The organism is Bacillus haikouensis, from assembly GCF_013179555.1.
In the GTDB taxonomy this organism is placed as follows: Bacteria; Bacillota; Bacilli; order Bacillales; family Bacillaceae_B; genus Rossellomorea; species Rossellomorea haikouensis_A.
In genome coordinates this window covers 1-21,410 of record NZ_JABMCR010000043.1, presented here as the reverse complement: position 1 = coordinate 21,410, position 21,410 = coordinate 1, and the positions used below count along the sequence as shown (strand labels likewise).

21 protein-coding genes are annotated in these 21,410 nt (G+C 42.7%); 12 read left to right on the top strand and 9 right to left on the bottom strand.

Annotated features, from left to right (window positions below; all coding sequences use genetic code 11):
- Positions 1-805, bottom strand: an 805-nt coding sequence (locus HP456_RS06370; RefSeq protein ID WP_172249226.1) for a PucR family transcriptional regulator, incomplete at its 3' end; no start/stop codon positions are given.
- Between the two features lie 142 nt (positions 806-947).
- Here HP456_RS06370 and HP456_RS06365 point away from each other — a divergent pair.
- Positions 948-1,208: a metal-sensitive transcriptional regulator gene (locus HP456_RS06365; protein WP_172249225.1), complete on the top strand. Its 261-nt coding sequence runs from the start codon at positions 948-950 to the stop codon at positions 1,206-1,208.
- A 110-nt stretch (positions 1,209-1,318) separates the two neighbouring features.
- On the opposite strand, the gene HP456_RS06360 is transcribed toward HP456_RS06365, so the two are convergent.
- Together HP456_RS06360 and HP456_RS06355 are read right to left on the bottom strand one after the other, a co-directional pair.
- Positions 1,319-1,513, bottom strand: coding sequence for a hypothetical protein (locus tag HP456_RS06360; RefSeq protein WP_172249223.1), 195 nt, complete (start codon positions 1,511-1,513; stop codon positions 1,319-1,321).
- 1,005 nt (positions 1,514-2,518) lie between these two features.
- Complete coding sequence (locus tag HP456_RS06355) at positions 2,519-2,728, bottom strand: YheE family protein (protein ID WP_172249231.1); 210 nt, start codon at positions 2,726-2,728, stop codon at positions 2,519-2,521.
- A gap of 124 nt (positions 2,729-2,852) precedes the next feature.
- Between HP456_RS06355 and HP456_RS06350 the strand changes: the two genes are divergently transcribed.
- Positions 2,853-3,251: a ferritin-like domain-containing protein gene (locus HP456_RS06350; RefSeq protein ID WP_172249221.1), complete on the top strand. Its 399-nt coding sequence runs from the start codon at positions 2,853-2,855 to the stop codon at positions 3,249-3,251.
- A 31-nt stretch (positions 3,252-3,282) separates the two neighbouring features.
- On the opposite strand, the gene HP456_RS06345 is transcribed toward HP456_RS06350, so the two are convergent.
- The 4 genes from HP456_RS06345 to HP456_RS06330 are packed head-to-tail and all read right to left on the bottom strand — an operon-like array spanning position 3,283 to position 8,274.
- Positions 3,283-4,473, bottom strand: a complete 1,191-nt coding sequence (locus HP456_RS06345) for a YheC/YheD family endospore coat-associated protein (protein WP_172249219.1) — start codon at positions 4,471-4,473, stop codon at positions 3,283-3,285.
- Positions 4,470-5,843 (bottom strand): YheC/YheD family endospore coat-associated protein, encoded by a 1,374-nt coding sequence (locus HP456_RS06340; RefSeq protein WP_172249217.1) that lies wholly within the window; start codon positions 5,841-5,843, stop codon positions 4,470-4,472. Before HP456_RS06340 ends, HP456_RS06345 begins: the two co-directional genes overlap by 4 nt.
- Positions 5,844-6,935: a YheC/YheD family endospore coat-associated protein gene (locus HP456_RS06335; protein ID WP_172249215.1), complete on the bottom strand. Its 1,092-nt coding sequence runs from the start codon at positions 6,933-6,935 to the stop codon at positions 5,844-5,846.
- 1 nt (position 6,936) lies between these two features.
- Entirely contained in the window at positions 6,937-8,274 is a 1,338-nt protein-coding gene (locus HP456_RS06330) for a YheC/YheD family endospore coat-associated protein (protein WP_172249213.1), read from the bottom strand.
- 123 nt (positions 8,275-8,397) lie between these two features.
- On the opposite strand from HP456_RS06330, the gene HP456_RS06325 reads away from it, so the two are divergent.
- The 4 genes from HP456_RS06325 to HP456_RS06310 all read left to right on the top strand — a co-directional run bounded on the left by HP456_RS06325 (position 8,398) and on the right by HP456_RS06310 (position 12,777).
- Positions 8,398-9,537, top strand: a complete 1,140-nt coding sequence (locus HP456_RS06325; protein ID WP_172249212.1) for a DUF445 domain-containing protein — start codon at positions 8,398-8,400, stop codon at positions 9,535-9,537.
- A gap of 122 nt (positions 9,538-9,659) precedes the next feature.
- Complete coding sequence (locus HP456_RS06320) at positions 9,660-10,013, top strand: YlbF/YmcA family competence regulator (RefSeq protein ID WP_172249211.1); 354 nt, start codon at positions 9,660-9,662, stop codon at positions 10,011-10,013.
- Positions 10,014-10,267: 254 nt separating this feature from the next.
- Complete coding sequence (locus HP456_RS06315; RefSeq protein ID WP_172249210.1) at positions 10,268-11,137, top strand: HAD-IIB family hydrolase; 870 nt, start codon at positions 10,268-10,270, stop codon at positions 11,135-11,137.
- A gap of 140 nt (positions 11,138-11,277) precedes the next feature.
- Entirely contained in the window at positions 11,278-12,777 is a 1,500-nt protein-coding gene (locus HP456_RS06310) for a coproporphyrinogen III oxidase (RefSeq protein WP_172249229.1), read from the top strand.
- 42 nt (positions 12,778-12,819) lie between these two features.
- On the opposite strand, the gene HP456_RS06305 is transcribed toward HP456_RS06310, so the two are convergent.
- Positions 12,820-13,161 carry a hypothetical protein gene (locus tag HP456_RS06305; protein WP_172249209.1) on the bottom strand — a complete coding sequence of 114 codons (342 nt, stop codon included), beginning with the start codon at positions 13,159-13,161 and terminating at the stop codon, positions 12,820-12,822.
- A gap of 461 nt (positions 13,162-13,622) precedes the next feature.
- Between HP456_RS06305 and HP456_RS06300 the strand changes: the two genes are divergently transcribed.
- The 3 genes from HP456_RS06300 to HP456_RS06290 all read left to right on the top strand — a co-directional run bounded on the left by HP456_RS06300 (position 13,623) and on the right by HP456_RS06290 (position 17,770).
- Entirely contained in the window at positions 13,623-15,236 is a 1,614-nt protein-coding gene (locus HP456_RS06300; protein WP_172249207.1) for a long-chain fatty acid--CoA ligase, read from the top strand.
- Positions 15,237-15,371: 135 nt separating this feature from the next.
- Complete coding sequence (locus HP456_RS06295; protein ID WP_312857738.1) at positions 15,372-16,160, top strand: enoyl-CoA hydratase; 789 nt, start codon at positions 15,372-15,374, stop codon at positions 16,158-16,160.
- A 221-nt stretch (positions 16,161-16,381) separates the two neighbouring features.
- Positions 16,382-17,770 (top strand): N-acetylmuramoyl-L-alanine amidase, encoded by a 1,389-nt coding sequence (locus HP456_RS06290; protein WP_172249203.1) that lies wholly within the window; start codon positions 16,382-16,384, stop codon positions 17,768-17,770.
- A 64-nt stretch (positions 17,771-17,834) separates the two neighbouring features.
- Here the strand turns inward: HP456_RS06290 and HP456_RS06285 are convergent, their stop codons facing one another.
- Positions 17,835-18,023: a YhzD family protein gene (locus HP456_RS06285; protein ID WP_376766195.1), complete on the bottom strand. Its 189-nt coding sequence runs from the start codon at positions 18,021-18,023 to the stop codon at positions 17,835-17,837.
- A gap of 168 nt (positions 18,024-18,191) precedes the next feature.
- On the opposite strand from HP456_RS06285, the gene HP456_RS06280 reads away from it, so the two are divergent.
- From HP456_RS06280 to HP456_RS06270, 3 genes are all read left to right on the top strand, one after another.
- On the top strand, positions 18,192-19,091 hold the full coding sequence (locus HP456_RS06280) for an ABC transporter ATP-binding protein (RefSeq protein ID WP_172249201.1): 900 nt from the start codon (positions 18,192-18,194) through the stop codon (positions 19,089-19,091).
- On the top strand, positions 19,084-20,334 hold the full coding sequence (locus HP456_RS06275; protein ID WP_172249199.1) for an ABC transporter permease: 1,251 nt from the start codon (positions 19,084-19,086) through the stop codon (positions 20,332-20,334). The genes HP456_RS06280 and HP456_RS06275 overlap by 8 nt, the downstream gene beginning before the upstream one ends.
- 140 nt (positions 20,335-20,474) lie before the next feature.
- On the top strand, positions 20,475-21,410 hold a 936-nt coding region (locus HP456_RS06270), incomplete at its 3' end, for a metallophosphoesterase family protein (protein WP_172249198.1).

Here is a 21,410-nt window from a genome sequence, read left to right as displayed (position 1 = left end):
TTCGATACTGTACGCTATTCCGGTGCATAAACAATTTTTTTGCAGTTTGGCTGATATTTGATTGATTCTCAAGAAACGCTTTCACCGTATGAATCAGCTCGGTGTCTTCCTCGAATATTTGTGAGATTGTCCCAAACACCTGTTCCTTCCACTCACCAGGTAAGTATTTCAACAACAACGATGGAAGAACCGTTGCTACGGACTGAATATAGGGAGAAGAATAGCTTGATTCTGCATAATAAAACATCTCACATTCATATTGGAAGGATCGAATGAAATCCTTGTTAATGCGTTGGAACTGACCGATAAAGATAGCCATACTCATATAAAAGTCTGTTTCGATGACATGGGAAATGGACTCCAGCTGTTCCTCATCCAATATAAAGTTGTTTCTTTCTTCAATGATCAATCCTTTCTGTTCATCCAGCAATACGAGGGTTGCATGATGAGGAAGCAGATTGAGAAAGGCTTCTCTCATAAGTTGTATGTCACTTCGTCCATTAAGGATGAAGTGAATGATGCGATATTCTTTTTCACCATGGGGAGGGACCGGCCCCTTTTTATATAAGTAATTAAACCATTCTTTGGCATGCAGGGAGTCATTCAAGTGGTTATGTTTGATGTCCAATTCCGTAAACAGACATTTCAACAATTCGACTTCATCCTGGCTGATATCACTTTCATCGATACCGATAAATTCATCTTGATTTAGATTCGTAAACCAGATTTTCTCAAAGGCAAGTTGGGTTGGATAGTGATTTTGGAGAGTTGCATTAGGGTATTTTATCAGTAAAGAAGTTAACATGTCATCCCTCTTATATTAGTATTTATGTTATGTATATAACCATTGTACTGAAAATAAGTAAGGAATCAAAGAGGCCGGGATTGCAAATTTTTCCTGATTTTAATACTATGGGTAAGGAATAAATCATAATGGGGTGTCCGATGTGGAGTACAATAAAGAAGAAAAAAATCGTTTAAAACGTTTAGAAGGACAAGTCCGTGGAATCTTGAAAATGATGGAAGACGATAAGCATTGCAAAGATGTTGTTACTCAATTATCCGCAGTCCGTACAGCTGTCGACCGTACCATCGGTTTGATTGTCGCTAAAAACCTGGAGGCATGTATCCGTGAATCGGAACTGGAAGGCAGAAATGCAGAAGAGGAAATAAAGGAAGCTGTAAATATGCTGGTTAAAAGCCGATAAATGATCAAAGCTGCCATCCAGGCAGTTTTTTTATGTGCGTAATGCAGGACAAATGGTGTCTTAATGATCAGGGGACCAGTCTAGAAACTGGCCCCCTGATTGAAGACGGTCTAAGAATGAGCTGGCGGCTCCTCGTGGTCAGTGATGAGGGTCGCTTGACCGATATTCGTTGTATCATCCCTCATATGAACGGATCCCCCTGATAATCCTTCATTGATAAATCTGTCAACATCAAGAAAAAGACTTCCTTTTCCTTCATAATTCGTATCAGGAAGAAATTGATAGTCATTTTTATCTTTCGTCATTCTTATCAGCCTCCTGCTCCTATTTTTTGAAATACGGATTAGGTTCATTCATCATTATGAATTTTTTATTGAGAGAAGTTTGAGTATAGGGCAGGTTGGTTATTAAATCATATAAGGAGTGCGTAAGTTAGAGGGATGAAATATTCATCGATCGATTTATGCTGCTGAGGTACATGCATAGCCATTTTGTTGTGGAAACTGTTTGTTATAAGGGAATTGCTCACGAAAAAGAGCAGAAAAGCGCGTCTTCGGAGCTGCACTATTAGAAAAATATCAAGAATACTCGTGATGAGAGCTCTTTAGATAGGAGTGGTGAATTTAATTGTGCCGGTTTGGAGGATTATTGTGCTGGAAAAAAATTAATTGTGCCACACTTCAATTAATTGAAATAAATTATCCTGTTTCCCAGCAATGGATTTTAGTCCTCAAGGCGATAAGCTAAATAGTCCAAGAAGCTTTTCTGTTCGCCTTATGCCACCCGCCTCTATCAAAGCCCTTCCGCTTTTCTATTTGTCCAGCTCCAGCGGCTAGAGGCTCGAGACATAAGCCATGCCATCCAAAAAGGCAAAGAGCGGCCTTTATGGCTGCCCTGTCTTATGCTTGTCGCCTCTGGTCGAGCCGCTTCCGCTTTTCTATTGTCCAGTTCCAGGGCTTAGAGGCACATGTCATAAGTCAAACCGGCCAAGAAGGCAAAAGCGCGCCTTCCTGTCCGGTTCGCCTTATGCCACCCGCCTCTGACCAAAGCCCTTCCGCTTTTCTATTTGTCCAGCTCCAGCGGCTAGAGGCTCGAGACATAAGCCATGCCATCCAAAAAGGCAAGGAGCGCCTTTATGGATGGCATGGCTTATGCTTGTCGCCTCTGATCGAGCCGCTTCCGCTTTTCTATGTCCAGCTCCAGGGCTTAGAGGCACATGTCATAAGTCAAACCGGCCAAGAAGGCAAAAGCGCGCCTTCCTGTCCGGTTCGCCTTATGCCACCCGCCTCTACCAAAGCCCTTCCGCTTTTCTATTCATACACATGATATAACATGAGTTCGTGCAGTTGTTTTTTCAGGTCTTCTTCTTTGTTTGCAGGCGGAATATTGCCTGTCCATTCGATGTTTCCGTTTTTATGATAGTTTCCTTCGTATTTCATTCCGCTGAAATAGAATGAGAAAGTCCATCCAGGCAGCTGTTTGTTCTCATACATATTTTTATATTGAAAGTGCTGTATCAATTTAATCACCTCACTACTCATTGTAAACGTTTCATCATAAGCTGTGTAGGTTTCCGTTTATTCAATCATATTTTTCTTAATTGTTTAATAGTATTTAGGGAAGAGACCTGAGGAGGGGCGAAGTATGAATTCGTTTATACGTGATTTGGAGAAAGCGATCAGTGATGAATGGACAGCCTATTATTTTTATAAAGATTTGAAGAACAGGACGAATAATCCTTTATATGTCGAGTTCATAGAGCATGCCAAAAAGGATGAAAAGGAACATTATGAGATGTTTCAGTATCTGCATTATTTATATACTGGCGAGTATTATGAGCATAAGAAGGAAAAGATCGAGTATACAACGTTCAAGGAAGGGGTGCTGCGAGCCTTGAAGGATGAATTGGAGGCAGCGGAATTCTACAGGGACATGTTGTTGGAAATTCCGAATCGACAGGCCTATAACCCCTTATTCATTGCGATGACAGATGAGATGGAGCATGCAGCCCGCTTTTCCACGATCTATAATTCATTACGTTGATAAGAAGGTTGACCTGAATGGATACGATCGGTCAACCTTCTTTATATTGTTTTGATAGTGTCAAAAAAGTTCGGACAAGCTGTTTTCGTCTATTTGTTTCAATTTCTTCTTCGTCGAATGTCATCGGTTTAGAATTGATTTCAAATAGGACAAATCCACCATTTTCACGCGGTGCAAGGTCTACTGAGAACTCGCCTACATAACCAAATGCCTGTACAAGCTCCCTACCGCAGGCCTTCATGATATGAAGGATTTCTTTTTTAGTCCCGGGTGTCACAACATCCGTTAGAGAAATGACTTTCCCTCCTGCAGGTACGTGTGTGGTTACTTCCTGGCGCTGTGAAATCCGGACGCCGATCCCCATTAGCTTAAATTCCTCCCCGGTGTGCAGGACCAGTACGCGGTAATCGTAACGATGATCATAAAGAGTCTTGCAGGGTATCGCTTCCTGCATGATCAGATGCTGATCGGGATGAAACCATTCATGATAAGAAGTAAGTAATCGTTTCAGCGACATGAATTTTTCTATTTTCTTTATGCTCCTGCAAATGATGGTGCCGTTTGATTCCATCTCGATCAGCCTGATGCCTCTGCCCTGCGAGGCAAATGATGGTTTGACATAGATTTTCTTGTGACGTTCCAAAAATTTCACGAAACGATCTTGATTTTCTATCAGGGCAGTGGAGGGCAAATACCCTCGCAGCTCCCCGCTTTGAGAAAGAATTTGGTGAACATCCCATTTACTAAAGAAATGAGGATTGAAATAAGGGATGTCAAATGTTGTGATGAATTGTTTTAATTTTACATATTCCTTATTTTGTTCCGCTTCCCTGGATGGAATTCTATTGTAGATGACGTTTGGGATTGGAAATGTACATTTCACCCACTTATTTACGTTACCATTGAAGCTGATTCCCTGTATGGATTTCCCACCTGCATCCCCGGGAGAGAATACGAAGCACATTCCGCCAAGCTCTTCAATATCCCGCTGAATCGACCGGAATAATTCGAAATTCCCTTTATATTTACCTTGATCTCTGCCTGTGACGATGCCAACAAGCGGGACAGACAGCGCATTTTTTTTCCAATCGATCTTAAATGTGTATGAGCCTGATGTTTCTTTTGCAGATAGAAGGAAGGAATCCTTTGCAAAAGGGACGGCAGTCAATGATTCCTCCTTGTGAAAAAAAACCTTCCTGGTCATGTCGTATAAAATGTTCATGGCATCATTTCCTCAGGGTGATGGATCGCCCGCTGCGATAAGAAGACCCCGAATGATAAGGCGAGTTTCCGTGTCAGGATATCAAAACTTCTTAAATCAGGGTGCGAAAAGATGGCTCTTCCCGGTTTCGAATTCGCTTCGAACATCCAAACCCCTCCGTTTTCATCCATTCCTAAATCAAAACCGATTTCTCCAATATAGCCTTCCATGTTGGATTCAATCGCACGAGAGAGCTTTAATGCTGCTTCATTTAGTGATGATTCTGCTTCCATCCTCCTCGATGGTTCGGGGAATAGTTCAGAAAGGCTCTTTACCACTCCGCCATTATTGGCGTGGGAGGTGACGCTTCCGATACCAGCTACCTTCCCTGCCATAGCACTTACATGCCAACTGCCTTCTTCGTCTTTGTTCGTATGGACACGGAAGTCAATGGGCCGATTATCTTCCGTGATGAGGGAGATCCCCTGTTGGATTAGAAATGTATCAAGGCTCCGATTTTTGAAGAGGGAGTTCATCAGCCGTTCGAGTGAAGAAAACCTGACTAGCCGATTTTTCCCTTCGCCATCACGGAATCGGCAGTAATAATCCTGTGACTGACGATCGAAAGTAAGCTTGTGTATCCCATTCCCCAAGCTTCCGTTTTTAGGTTTCAAAAAGACTTGCTTGTAAAGGGAAAGCATCCGTTCTATCTCTTGAAATGATTGAAAAGAATGAGTTTCCGGGAGATACATGCTAACTGAATCATCCGATTCAAGGCGTTCAAAAAGCTCGAGTTTATTAAAGAATCCAGGATTGTACCATGGGATGCCGTACTCCCCTTGCAGTCTGCCTTTGATTTCTTTGTAGGTTTTTCTTTTTTCACTCCGGCGGTTTGGCAGCCTGTCATAAATCACGTTGGGGAAGGGTACCGTTTCAGTCTCCCATCCTTCTCCAAAATGGAAATATCCATTGATTAAACCGTTTTCCCAATCTATGTGCTTCTCACCAAAGATGTAAGGGATGACGCCGAGGGAAGACTGTACCGATAATAGTTTTCTGAAAAAGTAAGATCGTTCACCGACAGGACTTAGTTTGAAGTTCGTAAATCCGGAGGTGAATATTCCGATCAACACCCCCAGGTAGAGGCATTCGTCTTTTATGAATAGAGACAGTGAACTTACTTTAACCGGGAGGTGAAGACTCTTCGCAAGCTTCGAACTGATTCCAATTACATTTCTTCCGTTTGGGTGTCTTTTACATATGACAGATTGTTTCGTTGTCCCGAGTGCAGCAGTCTGAGGAAATTGAGTTTTTTCCTGATTCCAGTGCGAAGGCAGATAAAGAATGGAATTTTTATCTTGAAATTGTTCAATTTTATAGGTTTTTAACATTTAAAAATCACCTCGCCTTAAGGATGGAAGAGAAATTGAATATAAGTGCTCACAGTATTCCAGAGGGGACTGGTGCAGAGAGTCAAGCTTCTCGATTCCCAGTGTGTCCACAATCTTATGACCAGGCTTTGAATTGATATCCAGAATCCACAGAGATCCGTCCTGTGCAAGGAGGACATCAACACCGAGCTCAAACAGGGGAGAGAAATAATCTTCCAACAGATCAGGGAGTTCAATCAGCATCGCATTCAACTCGGTCCCGATGAACGTCCAATCTGCCTCTGGATGAATGCTTTCCCACTCTTCCTGTGAATAATAAGTACCTCCTCTGCTAATGTTTGTGACGATTCCGCCTCTTGTCCCTTCACGGATTGCCCGTTGAAATTCCCGCCACTCTCCAAATTGATCCTTATTTAACAGAATTCGTATGTCAAAAGGTGTATCGAGCTCCGTCCGGTTATGAATTCTTTCCTGCGCGATGAAGGTGTGCTGTTCCAGCATCCTTTCCGCCCATTTCATGAAGATGGCCTTCGATGGGAAGGATTGTTCAGCAATCTCATAATTTTTGGTTGTGCGGACGGTCACTTCGTTATTTGAAAGTATTAAATGATAAACAGCAAAACCATTTGCTCCATCTACTGGTTTGATGATGATATCTTTATATTTAATCAGTAAATTAAGTAAATGAGAGTGGTTTTTAATCAGGAATGTTTCCGGAATATAGGAGGAAAGCGGGCTGCTTGTTAATTTTTCGTACATAAGCCATTTGTTAGGAAGCCCATACCCAAGAAAACGTATATGGGGCTGGTTTTTCAACCATTGGACGACTGCTTTCGCTTGTCTGGATTGCAGGCTTTTATCATAGTAGGTCCTGTCGTAAATGAAACTGGGGATATCAAAGATTTCTTTTTTCCAATTTCCGCTTTCACGGTCGAATGCGAACCCTTCAACCGTCTCATTGACCGGAGAGATGTCATGAGGCGAAAATAAGTACAAATCATTGTTAAAGGGGAGGGATTGTTTTCCTATTCCCTTAAAATAGGGGTTAGAGAGGTCGGGGTTCAAAGTCATGATCCCTAATGAATAATTCATGTTAATCCTCCTTCTCATTCCAAATATTGTAACTGTATTCATATAAAGTCTTCACAGAAGGTCTGACCCGTTCATTGTCCACAAACGTCCGTTTGGAAGGTTTGGAATTAATTTCGATGATCCATGGCTTTCCGTCACAATCGATCCCGATATCAATACCCAATTCCGCATAATGACCATCGAGATGCTGAGTTAAGACAGAAGAAGCTGAAAGAGCCAATGCTTTCATCTTTGTGAAAATCAGCCGACCCTCATCAGAATCAAAAAGGGAGGTAAGGATCGAAAGCGGCGGATCCATACGTCCACCCTGATCGATATTTGCTACAAATTGATTTTCTGATGCAATCCGTGCAACCGATGAAATCACCGTCCAGGCCCCTTTATGATTCTTGTGACAAAGGAAACGAAAATCCAGAGGCTGTTCTTTGACAGTCTTCAAGGGGATCGTTTGCTGAACGATATAATGTGAATCACCGCACCAGGAGTGAAGCTGCCTGTAAAGGGATGAATATGTCGGGAAAGTGAGAGTACGTTTAGAAGTGAAGGAATTTTGATATACAAGATAATCATTCTCCCTTTTTTGGATTCGAATGATATAACGGCCCTTGCTTCCGTTAACGGCTTTTACAAAGACATCAGTATAGACAGCAAGCATCTCATCTACCCGTTCGATTCCTTGGACTGTTTCGGGCAAATGAGGCTGAAGCTGTTTACTATTCAGTAAATGCACGTGGACGATATCCTTGGAAAGGAATGAAGAATTAAATAAGTGAACAGAGTGATCATTCATCCTTTTCAGAGAAGATTCATAAAGCGGGTGAGTTTCTATTTTGCGGGAATGACTGCGATTGTAAATAACATGGGGGAGAGGCATTGTTTTCATCTGCCATTCATTCTGATCAAATATCCATGCTTCAGTCCTGTTCTTTAATAAGGATGTGACCGGAAGCAGATAAAATAGTCCGCCTTTCAGTTGAAACCAACTCTGACACTCTGTAAAATATTCCTTTAAAGAATGTGTATTCAGTTTATCCCCTTGACAGTGATCAATTAATAAAGCCGTTACCGGGCCAATGGTGAGGCTATTATTATCCTGATTCAATTTGACAAGGATATTATCCATCCGGGGTATCGATGAGAACAGCGGGTTACTTGTTTTCAAAGTTATCTGTGAGTTTCCCGTGGCAGAAGGGGAGCAGTGTACATTCAGGAAAGAATTCCCGGCTATCAGGATCACTTGTTTGGAAACATCAAATTTATGATAGATGACTTCGGGTAAAAGCAATTCATCTTCATTTCTCCCATTCTCAAAATTGATGAAGGAGCATTTATACATCATATTGACATTCCTCGTTTGCATATGGGTTTGAGTTATACTTATAATTGTATATTGGGCTATTGTTGATATAGCATTGTATGTAAAACTGGGCAAAATGTTCAAAGCAGAAAGGAAGGTGCTGGTATGCTGGATGCTTTAATCCTCATTGCGTTTATGATAGTGATTGGTGCCCTTATCGGCGGTATAACCAATTCACTCGCGATTAAAATGTTATTCAGGCCGTATAAGGCTTACTATATTGGACGATTTAAAGTACCCTTCACACCGGGTCTCATCCCGAAAAGAAGAGAGGAACTTGCCAGGCAGTTAGGCAATATGGTAGTCGATCATTTAATCACTCCTGAAAGCCTTCAGAATAAAGTCATGAATGAAGATTTTCAACGCGATGTCGTTCAGTGGCTTAAAGAAGAATCAGAACCCGTTTTCAACTCTGATAAAACTGTAAATGAATGGCTTGAAATACTGCACATCCCTGTTTCATCGGATAGGTTGAATCAATGGCTGAAGGAGTGGATGGAAAAAAAAATATCCCGTACAAAGATGGAGTACAGCTCCAAACGAATCGAAGAAGCACTGCCTGAAAAATGGCAGGAAAAAATAGAAGAGATGGTCCCGAAGCTTGTCGACCTCATCGCAAGCCGTGCGGAAGCATATTTTACAAGTCCCGAAGGAAAAGCGAAAGTGAAGGTCATGATCGATGACTTTCTAAAGGAACGAGGCACGCTCGGGAATATTCTTGGGATGTTTCTTGGAAACACATCCGTTGCTGATAAGGTACAACCGGAAATCGTGAAATTCATCAAGCATGAAGGCACACAGGAAATCCTTCACAACCTCCTGAGAAAAGAATGGGCTAAATTAAAGCTCATGAAAATTGAAGACGTGATTGATAAGCTGCCTGAAGAAGATCTGATGTCCGAGCTTTACATATCTTTAACAAGGCTTATCAACATCGAAGGTCATCTGTCCAAACCACTATCATACTGGCTGTCACCGCATCAGCAGACGATCACTGAAAAATTGCTTCCACAATGGGTGGGGAAAGGGACAGACCTCCTGTCAAACAAGATCCCGAATCTGATGTCCAAGCTTCACCTTCAGAAAATTGTCCAGGATCAGGTGGAATCATTTTCTGTAGCCAGACTCGAGGAATTGGTACTTGGCATCTCTCGAAGGGAATTTAAGATGATCACCTACCTCGGGGCACTTCTCGGGGGGATCATTGGATTAATCCAAAGTGTAGTTGTCATGCTATTCTCATAGAGGATATAGATAGAAGGATGATGGTCGAAAGTGACCAAAAGGGAACTTCCTAGAATTCCGCCCCATAGTTTGTTATAGTGGTGGAGGAAACAAAGAGTTAAAAATTTTAGGAGGTACGTATTTTGGCTATTAATTTATACGATCAAGCAAACGAACTGGAAAGAACGCTTAGACAAAGCGACGAATTCCTGGAACTGAAAAAAATGTACGATGAAGTAAACAACGATGAATCAGCAAGCAAGATGTTTGAAAACTTCAGAAACATCCAGATGACACTTCAGCAAAAACAAATGAGCGGTGAGGAAATCTCTCAAGAAGAAGTGGAGCAGGCTCAAAAAACAGCACAGCTTGTGCAGCAGCATGAAAAAATCGCCAAGCTTATGGAAGCTGAACAGCGCATGAGCATGGTGATCAATGACCTGAACAAAGTCATCATGAAGCCGCTTGAAGAATTATACGGTTCCATGCAAAAATAATTCCATCGGCAGTTAAAGTACCCGGTTCGATATTGAATCGGGTGCTTTTTTTGGTTGATTTAGTGGTGGATGTCGTTGGAATCTGATTAGGGGACATTTTTCTTCAGGTAAAGCATCGGCCTTTCGTTCTACCAGGTAAAAGTGACAACTTTTATAACAGATATAAACGGCGAAATATGCCCCCTTGTCATATTTGTCTCAATCCCCTCATAAGAGTATAGAAAGGCTGTAGACAACATTTAGGGGGGACACCAATGATATATAGAATGCTGGCTCTAAACATCGATGGATCTGTAGTGAACGAAAACGGAAAAATTGCGAAGGAAACGAAGGAAGCGATTGAGTACGTTCAAAATAAAGGGGTGCAGGTCACTCTTGTTACGAGCAGAAACTTTGCTTCTGCCAGAAAAGTCGCCAATGCCCTTAAAATCGAAGGGCCAATCATTACACACGGCGGGGCATATATTGCTGCAGAGCGTGATCAGCCATTGTACGTAAGGAAAATCTCTGAAAATATCACGTATGAAATGACACAATTTCTCGAAGGGTTCTCTGGTCAGATTCAGCTATCCCATGAAAAACAGAGTATTGTAGGGAAAGCTAGTAATCAGTCGAAAATGACATCAAAACTTTCATGGGAGAGGGATTCCCGATTTTTATACAGCAAGCAGTATGTGAATGTAATAAGTGAACATCTTCTGGAAAATCCGCTTTCCGTCCCGAAAATCTCTGTGCTGCTGGAGCACAGAGAGGATTTATGGGATATAGCTGCCGCTATAAAAGGGATGTACGAGGAAGTGGAAGCGATCCCTACATCCGAACATACCCTCGATATAGTTCCTAAAGGCGTCTCGAAGCTCAGAGGGCTCATGTATTTGTCAGAGAGACTCGGAATCAAGAAAGAGCAGATCATCATGGTCGGAGCAGGTATTGATGATATGGACGCCATCAGATGCTGCGGTCTTGGAGTCGCGATGGGCGAAGCACCGCGTCAGGTTAGAGCCCATGCTGACTGGGTTACAAGGAGTCAGGATTTAAAGGGTCTTCCTTATTTCATAATGGAACTCTTTAGAAAGCAGCACCCGATTCCTTTTTTGAAAAAAATGAATATCATAAAATCATAACAACAGCCCCGCACCTTGAACTTTAAAGGTGCGGGGTTCGTCTGTTTATAAACCCTCAGCCACTATCCGGGGTGCTCATTGACCATTCTATCCCCATTCTGTACACTAGTAAAAGCTAGCTTTATTGAAAGGTGATTATGATAGTGAATATATTAATAAAAGGAGTAGAGGATGAACGTTTTGAACGACCTCTGCGATTGATTGCCAATTTATTTTTTGAAGAAACATCCATACATTTTACTGAATGCGACTCCGTCGATTTATTGGTTTATATTGACATAAATACTGAAGAGCGAATAGAAGCGGCCGCCGGTTTAACTGATCCTGCAAGCGGCAAGGAGTATCACGCCGGGTATTCAAGTGAATGGCAGCCGTTCGAAACGGATAAAGACCGGTTCCGGCAGGTGAAGACCGCCCTGTCCCATGTCTACCTTAATGTTCTGCAGGATTTGACGGGAATCCGGCAAAAATGGGGGATCCTTACAGGAATACGTCCGACTAAACTAATTCATAAACAAAACCAGCTTGGGACTCCGAAAGAAGAAGTTCATGCGAAGCTAAGTAAAGAATACTTGATAACAGATGAGAAAATACAGCTCATGCAGAATATTGTCGACAGGCAGCTATCCATTGTTCCCGATCTGTACGAGGTGCAAAATGAAGTAAGCATTTATATCGGTATTCCTTTCTGCCCAACGAAATGCGCCTATTGTACATTCCCGGCTTATGCGATACTAGGAAAACAGGACCGCGTCGACTCCTTCCTTGCGGGTCTGCACTATGAAATACAGGAGATAGGCCGGTGGATCAAGGAAAAAGGGGTGAAAATCACGACTATTTATTTCGGCGGAGGAACACCTACTTCGATTACCGCTGAGGAAATGGATTTGCTATATGAAGAGATGTACCGCTCCTTTCCGGACGTTGCCAACGTAAGGGAAGTGACAGTGGAAGCCGGACGTCCGGATACGATTTCTGAGGAAAAACTGGAAGTCTTGAATAAGTGGAATATCGACCGGATCTCCATCAACCCGCAATCTTATACACAGGAAACCCTTAAGGCAATAGGACGCCATCATACTGTGGAAGAAACGATTGATAAGTTTCATCTGGCCCGTCAAATGGGAATGAATAATATTAATATGGACCTGATCATCGGCCTTCCGAATGAAGAACTCTCAGAGCTTCAGCATTCTTTGGATGAAACGGAAAAGTTGATGCCTGAATCTTTAACCGTTCATACCTTATCCTTTAAGAGGGCATCTGAAATGACAAAGAATAAAGAAAAATATAAAGTCGCCGGCAGGCTTGAGATCGAACGGATGATGAATCTTGCAGAGGAATGGACAAGCAGGCACGGATATGAGCCATACTACCTCTACCGGCAAAAAAATATTCTTGGAAACCTTGAGAATGTAGGGTATGCACTTCCAGGGCAAGACAGCATATACAATATCATGATCATGGAAGAAGTCCAGACCATCATCGGAATCGGCTGCGGGGCAGCAAGTAAATTCATCGATCCGAAAACGGGAAAGATCACTCATTTTGCAAACCCTAAAGAACCTAATGCGTATAATCTCGGATTCAAAGAATACACCGAGAAGAAAATGAAGATCCTGAATGAATTATTTTCATAATAAAAAGCAGTTCGTGAGCTTGTGTCTCATGAACTGCTTTTTTTAAGCTTCCTGAAATCCCGCCATATTTTCCAACAGACCACAAAACTCATAAGGATGGAAAAAAGGGGACCGGTCGACTGTTTGGTCTGGGGCAGGATCAGGAATGGCTATAAAGAGACAGCTGACACTCATGGCCAGAAGCATCCAGACTGCATCAATCTTGAATTTCAGCAGTAATGAAAGCCTTGCGCCTGTACTTGGCATATAAATGGATGTGCCAAGCCACGCGATCAGCATGAGGATGAATAATACAGGAGAAGAATAATTGGCGCCTGATATAATAGCCGTAACGATTGCAAACACGATAAACCACATAAAATGATACTTTGCAGAAAAGCTCACACAATTTCCCTCTCTTTATGATTATGTTTTAACTTATTGTTGTTTTAAAACTAGTTCCAGCTGTTGATGCGAGTGAAGACCATGATCCCTGCTGGAGAAGCTGCCAATGTGTGACCTGTCCCTTAGAGGCTAGAGGCACATGTCATAAGTCAATTCGACCAAGAAGGTAAAAGAAGCCTTTCTGGCCGAATTAGCTTTTCCATGTCGGGGCTTGCAAGCCGCCTTCGCTTTCCTGGTCCGCAGGGAGGCGGCAGAGAAGACTTACTTGGTTGTCCGCGGAATGCGAAGTATTCATGGAATCGGGCGTATTTAACAGAACCGTCATTTTCATCTGTTCTACCAGTGTACCGTCAGTTAGAGGGAATTTTCAATAAACTTAAAGGGAAATCTAAAGAAAAAGAGAATACTAATTAAAGATAGAGAATGAAAGCGTTTACTTTATTGAGGGGGAGAGATGGAATATGATGCAAACACCTCTGCTTTTAACACAAATGATTGAAAGAGCTGAAAGGTATTTTCCAAAGAAGGAGATTGTCTCACGCACTGAATCGGGGATTCACCGCTTCACTTACAAACAATGGGGAGAGAGGACAAGACGGCTGGCAAGTGCCTTGAGTGAATTAGGTGTAGAAGAGGGTGACAAAGTCGGAACGCTCGCCTGGAATCATCACCGGCATCTTGAAGCCTATTTTGCAATCCCATGCAGCGGAGCCATCCTGCATACAATCAATATCCGCTTATCACCTCAGCATATCAGCTATATTATCAACCATGCCGGTGATAAAGTGCTTCTAGTAGACCCGGATATTCTCCCGCTCATAGAGAAGATAAAAGACAGCATTCCGGTTGTCGAAGCCTTCATCGTCATGACGGATGGTGAAATGCCGGAAACATCACTCGAAAACGTTTATCATTATGAACAATTATTGGAAGAAGGAAATCCTTCGTTCCCATTCAGAAAAGACTTGGATGAACATGCACCTGCCGGCATGTGCTACACCTCAGCAACAACGGGGAATCCAAAAGGAGTCATCTATTCCCACCGTGGAATCGTCCTTCATGCGATGGCCCTGGGGCTTGCAGATACTACAGGTGTCTGTGAAAAGGACGTTGCTCTTCCGGTAGTGCCGATGTTCCATGTGAATGCCTGGGGGCTGCCATTTGCATCGGTATGGTTTGGTACAAAACAAGTGCTTCCGGGTCCCTATTTCACCCCGGGTATTCTCGCTGGCTTGATGCAGGATGAGAAAGTGACGATTACGGCAGGTGTACCAACGATTTGGCTGGGGTTATTGAACGAAATGGAACAGAATACGTATGATTTGTCCAGCCTGCGCTCTGTATTATGCGGTGGTTCTGCTGCCCCCAGGGGGATGATTAAAACATTTGAAGAAAAATTCGGCATTCCTTTCATGCATGCTTATGGAATGACGGAAACCAGCCCGCTTGCTGTTATCGCTGCTTCGAAGAGTTATCACGATGATTTGTCAAATGATGAGAAGCTTGACTTGAAGGCGAAGCAGGGGATCCTTGTGCCGGGACTGGAAATGAAGATCATCGGTAAAGACGGGGAAGTAGCCTGGAATGGACGCGAGATGGGTGAACTCGCACTCAGAGGCCCATGGATTGCCTCAGAATATTACCAGGATGAACGAAATCAGGAAGCCTTCCGTGACGGATGGCTCTATACAGGTGATGTCGTGACCATCGATGAAGAAGGATATATAAAGATTGTGGACCGTACAAAGGATTTGATTAAATCCGGAGGGGAATGGATTTCTTCAGTGGATTTGGAAAACGCCCTCATGGCACATGAAGATATTTTTGAAGCAGCTGTTGTTGCTGTACCACATGAAGAATGGCAGGAACGTCCGGTTGCCTGTGTCGTACTGAAAGAATCCACACGCGGTAAAGTGACAAAGGAAGAAATACTCGACTTCCTCAAGCCTCAGTTCGCGAAGTGGTGGATTCCCGATGATGTTCTGTTCCTGAATGAAATCCCTAAGACATCCGTAGGAAAATTCTTAAAAAGGACCCTAAGGGACCAGGTTCAGCATAAAATAAAGCAGCCATGAAAAAATGGAGGTCAGCCAATTTGGGTTGACCTCTTTTCCGTAAATTCCCGAAAAGTAGTAAAACTATTCAAAAAATGATTCACTATTCATTTTTGTTGGAGTATTCTAGAGATAAGGGGAGGGATTAAATTGACAGTGTCAAATCACTATGAAACGGTCAAGTTACATATAGAGGGAAGGGTTGCAAGACTTCAGCTGAACCGGCCGAAGTCATTAAATGCTCTGGATGCAGGGCTCATGAAAGACCTATTGTCAGCATTGAAAGAAGTGAAAAATGATCCGGCTGTTTCATTACTTATCCTTACTGGCGAGGGAAAGGGATTTTCTTCTGGCGGTGATATCAAGTCCATGCTCATGTTAAGTGGCGAAGAACAATTTACCGGGATTATGGATATAATTAATGAACTTGTCTTGACGCTGTATTGTATGCCAAAAGTGGTTGTTACAGGTATCCATGGAGCAGCTGCCGGACTTGGGTTCAGCCTCGCACTTGCATCGGATTATATTTTATGTGAAGAAGACAGCAAGCTTGTCATGAACTTCATAGGAATAGGATTGATCCCCGATGGAGGCAGCCATTTCCTCCTGCAGGAAAGGTTAGGTACCCATAAAGCGAAGAGATTGATTTGGAACGGGAAAGTACTCGATGGCCAGGAAGCAATGATGAAAGGGCTGGTTGATGAAGCACTTCCATCAGGAAAATTGGAGGATGGCATCCAAAGGTACATGAAGCAGTGTTTGTCAGCTCCCGTCAAAGCGATGCTCAAGACTAAGGAAATTTATGTCTCTTTGAATAAAGAAAGGTTGCTGCATGCACTTGAGCTTGAGAAAGAAGGGCAGTGGCTCATGAGGCAGACCGGTGATCATCAAGAAGGGGTCCGGGCTTTCGTCGAGAAGCGTAAACCGGACTTTAAAGGAATCTAGAAGATTTTCAGCTAGTATTAACACTTAGAAAAGAGGTCTCCCGCAGCCCAATCCAGCTGAGGGAGACCTCTTTTTCAGGATTTGCCTGTTAGTGAAGGGATGACGGGGGAAATGAAAGAGGTGTGAGCAGGGGAACATTACTAGATTCAGGTGATGAATCGTCCAAACATTTTGTCCTGACCTACATAAACTATTACTATCAAGTTCAAAGGAGGAGTTCTATGAAGACGATTATCATCGATCCAGGTCATGGAGGCAGTGACCCTGGTGCAACATATAAAGGTAATGAAGAGAAGACGCTGAATCTATTGACCGCACTGAAAGTCAGAGATTATCTGAAAGAACATTATCAAGTGACGATTCTTATGACCAGAAGTGAAAATAAAACGATGTCTCTGAGTGAAAGAACCAATTTTGCTAATACAACGAATGCGGATTTCTATTTATCGATCCACCACAACGCAGGCGGTGGAAGCGGATTTGAAAGTTATACATTTAACGGAAATGTACCTTCGATTACACTTTCATATCAAAGTATGATTCACAATGATTACATTTCCGCAATCAAGAAGAAACATACAGTCATTGACAGGGGGAAGAAACGGGCCAATTTCCATGTGTTGAGAGAAACTAAAATGCCCGCTTTACTTGTTGAAATCTTATTTATCGATAATGACAGGGATCTTGCTTTATTATCAAATACAGTCTTCATGAACGATGCAGCGAGGTTTCTGGCAGAAGGTGTGGCAAAGTCCCTCTCACTTCCTGAAAAAAGCGGAATACCCGGCGGGAAACTGTTTAAGGTTATCGCAGGGTCTTTCACTGGACGGAAGAATGCCGAAGAGCGGGTCACTGAGCTTAAACAAAAATCTTATAATGCCTTCATCACACCCGAAGTCATTTCGGGAAAAACGTATTACAGAGTGCAGGCAGGTGCATTTGCTGATAGAGAAAATGCAGAAAACCGAGTGGCAGAATTGAAAAGAAAAAGTTTCGATGCCTTCATTGTGGCAGAAGGTTCAGGCAACGAGACGCCGCCACCTCCAACAACTGCCCCCCCTCCGCTGAAAGACGTCACCATTTTAGGAGAATCCCTCTTAAAACCGCACCAGTTGAACGAGTTCGTCAGAACGGTTAATCCATCTGCTCCTTTGCTGGGTGATTATTATTTCAAATATGGTAATGAGTATGGCATCCGTGGAGACATAGCCTGCGCACAAGCTATTCATGAAACAAATTATTTCCGATTTACCGGACAGGTCAAACCGGATCAAAATAATTTTGCAGGACTTGGTACGACCGGGCCTGGTGTTGACGGTGCTTCCTTCAAAACACCGGAGGAGGGAGTACTTGCCCATATTCAACATCTATTTGCTTATGCTTCAAACGAGAGACTGCCTGAATCCTATCCGCTTCTCGATCCGAGGTTTTCGCTTGTCAGCAGAGGAAGTGCCCGGTATTGGACAGGGTTGAATGGAAAATGGGCAGTACCTGGTACAACTTACGGCCAAAGTATATTGAACGTTTATAGCAGAAACCTGAATCATGCACTTGAAGAAATGGAAAGGCAAAAGAAAATCATTCAATCAAGAATAGATTTATTAAAATAGTAGAAGGCCCGTCCCGATTGCTTTAAAGCAATGAAGGGCGGGCCTTTGTGAATTTACTTTCTGATCAGGCGTGGAATAATACAAGTTTACCAAGCGGGGAGGTGCAGCGGTGGGTATGATCAAGGTACCCCTTTTCCCCGAGTAAGGATTCGCCCGCTTTCTTGGCTTCACTATCTGAGGAAGCTTCGAAGGTTTCGTCGAGAATTTTCGTGCCGTCTTTTTCAAATACTGTCAACTTATATGTTTTCATCATCTATACCCCTTTGTCTGTGAATCTCATTCTATATTATTTTTCCACAATTTTTGAAAAATTTAAAGTCTAAATGGATAATAAAATTTAAGTTTGAAAATGAAACCTTTTTAAAAGAAAATCGTAGAAGTAAGTAGACTAAAAGGAAAAGGATGAGAGGAGAAACTTCAAATGAGTTTATCAATTCAGCAGGTCACCAAGAAGTTCGGCAGCTTCACAGCGGTCGATAAATTGTCCATTACGATTGAACCCGGAGAAATGTTCGGATTCCTGGGAGCGAACGGGGCAGGTAAGACGACAACATTCAGGATGGTATTGGGATTATTGGACCCGACTGCAGGAGAAATCACCTGGAATGGCAGCATAATCGATTATGCCACGAGCGGGGAAATCGGATATCTGCCTGAAGAGCGCGGGCTGTATCCCAAGATGAAGGTCAAGGATCAGATTGTTTATCTGGCAAGGCTCCGTGGCATGGACAAGAAGGACATACTTAAGGAATTATCCAAATGGCTTGAAAAATTTAATATCCCGCAGTATTTAGATAAAAAAGTGGAAGAACTCTCGAAGGGTAATCAGCAAAAGATTCAATTCATCTCATCGGTCATTCATAAACCGAAGCTTTTGATCCTGGATGAGCCATTCAGCGGATTGGATCCTGTAAATGTGGAATTACTTAAAGATGCAGTCAGGGAATTAAAAAAGAATGGCACGACCATTGTTTTCTCTAGCCATCGGATGGAACATGTGGAGGAACTATGTGAAAGTTTATGCATCATGCACCATGGTCGCCCGGTCGTACATGGGGGATTAAAAGACATCAAGCGTTCCTTCGGCAAAAAGAATGTTGTAATCAATGCTGATTTTGATTTAACCTCATTACAGAACTTCAATGGCGTGACTAAGTCCAAGGAAACAACTGAAGGCGTCCTGCTGCAGGTAGAGTCGGAGAAAGCTGCAGAAGAACTATTCCATCATGCCGCTCAAAAAGGATTCCTCCGAAAATTCGAATTGGAAGATCCGTCACTGAATGATATTTTCATCGAAAAGGTAGGTACTTCCTATGAATAAATTCATGATTATGCTTGCCCACTCTTATTTCTCGAAACTTAAAGCCAAATCTTTTATCATTTCTACCATCATCATTGCAGGGGCACTTATATTATTGACGAATTTTGATTCGATCATTTCAAATTTCAAGGGTGACGAAGAAGAGAAGGTTGTTGTCCAGGATGAGACCGGCTATCTTTATTCGATGCTTAAAGCCCAGGTGACTGTTATGAATGATGACATTAAGCTGACAGATTCAGACGATTCGATGGAAGAAATCGAAACGAAAATCGAAGAAGGGGAAGTCAAAGGACTGCTCGTATTGACTGAGGGAAAAGATGGTCTTCCCCAGGCACAATATAAATCAACTTCATTGTCTGATTCATCGTTGACGTCTGACTTGCAGCTTGCTCTCCAGAATATCAAATCATCTCTGGCTGCAAATAAACTCAAACTTTCAAATGAAGAGCTGGCAACATTAAGCGGACCAGTTACATTTGAAAAAACAGCCTTGTCAGAGGGAGCTAAATCGGAAGAAGAGCTGAGTCAGGCAAGGGGGATTGTCTATGTTCTATTATTCTTCATTTATTTCTCTGTCATTGCTTATGCCAATATGACGGCGATGGAAGTGGCCACAGAGAAAAGTTCAAGAGTGATGGAAATATTGATTTCCAGTGTATCTCCAGTGAAACAAATGTTTGCGAAGATCATCGGAATCGGTCTTGTCGGATTGACTCAATTAGCCGTCATCCTCGGGGTGGGTTATATCACATTACTCAACCGGAAAGATGAACTTGCAGGAGGTTTCTTTGAATCATTCGGGTTTGAATCCTTATCGGTAAGTGTCATCTTGTATGCAGTCGTATACTTTTTACTTGGATACTTTCTTTATGCAACGCTTGCGGCCCTGCTGGGTTCACTCGTAAGCAGGATTGAAGATGTTCAGCAGATGATCATGCCGATGACCTTCCTGATCATGATTGGGTTCTTCATCTCTATGTTTGGACTTGGGAATCCTGAATCAAGCTTTATCACGGTTACGTCTTATATTCCGTTTTTCACTCCAATGGTCATGTTCCTCAGAGTCGGGATGCTGAATCTGCCTGTATATGAACCGATAATCGGAATTGCAGTATTGCTTGTCACCATCATTCTTCTCGGAGTTTTTGGGGCACGCGTATATCGAGGCGGAGTATTACTTTACGGTAAATCAAACTCTTATAAGGATATTAAAAAAGCAATAAACCTTACGAAAAACAAATGACAAAACAGGCTGTCTCCAAATCAGGGGACAGCTTTTTTGATTGATTTCTTCATACTTTTAATGATAACAGCTGAAATACCAGCAGGATTTAGGATATAATGAGAGTACAGAACGTACATTCGTAACGGAGAGGGGATTTCATGGAGAAGATACGATTCATTCATTGTGCAGATTTGCATCTGGACAGTCCGTTTATCGGGTTGAAGCACCTTCCAGCGGAAATATTCGACCGCATCCAGAACAGCACATTTGCTGCATTTGAAAAGCTGGTAAAGGAAGCGATACATCACCGAATTGATTTTATGATCATAAGCGGAGACCTGTTTGATGAAGAGGACCGAAGTATAAGAGCACAGGCCAAGCTTCTGAAGCAATTCAAACTCTTGGATGAAAGCGGCATTCCCGTATATGTCATTCACGGAAATCATGATCATCTGGGTAGTTTCCGGCTGAAGCTTGATATGCCGGGTAATGTCCACATTTTTGATATGGAGACCGAAGTGAAGGAGCTGGTGACAAAAAGAGGTGCCACAGTGAAGCTGGCAGGATTCAGCTATGGCACCCGTCATATCCGAGAGAGGAGGATTACAGACTATCCAAGACATATAGAAGCTGATTATGTCATCGGACTCCTGCATGGAAGCGAAGGAAGCGTTCATTCCACCCATGAACATTACGCCCCGTTCACCATCAATGAACTGAAAGAGAAAGCCTATCATTATTGGGCGCTAGGTCATATCCATCAACGCCAGATTCTGAATACCGAGCCTCCGATTGTCTATCCGGGAAATATTCAAGGCAGACACAGGAAAGAGACAGGGGAAAAAGGCTGTTATCTGGTAGACTTACACCAACAAGATGCGGTTCTTGAATTCATACCGACCCAGGATATCCTTTGGGAAAAAATAGAGGTGTCTCTCTCAGGTATCGAACGATTCGGCGAAATGTTCCAGAAGATTATGAAAGAGACAGAAGCGTATGAAGTGAGTGGGGATTGCCTGCTTCAGATCGACCTGGTAGACTATCATGATTTATCAAGTGATATGATTCACGCTGTGGAAACTGGCGATCTTCTT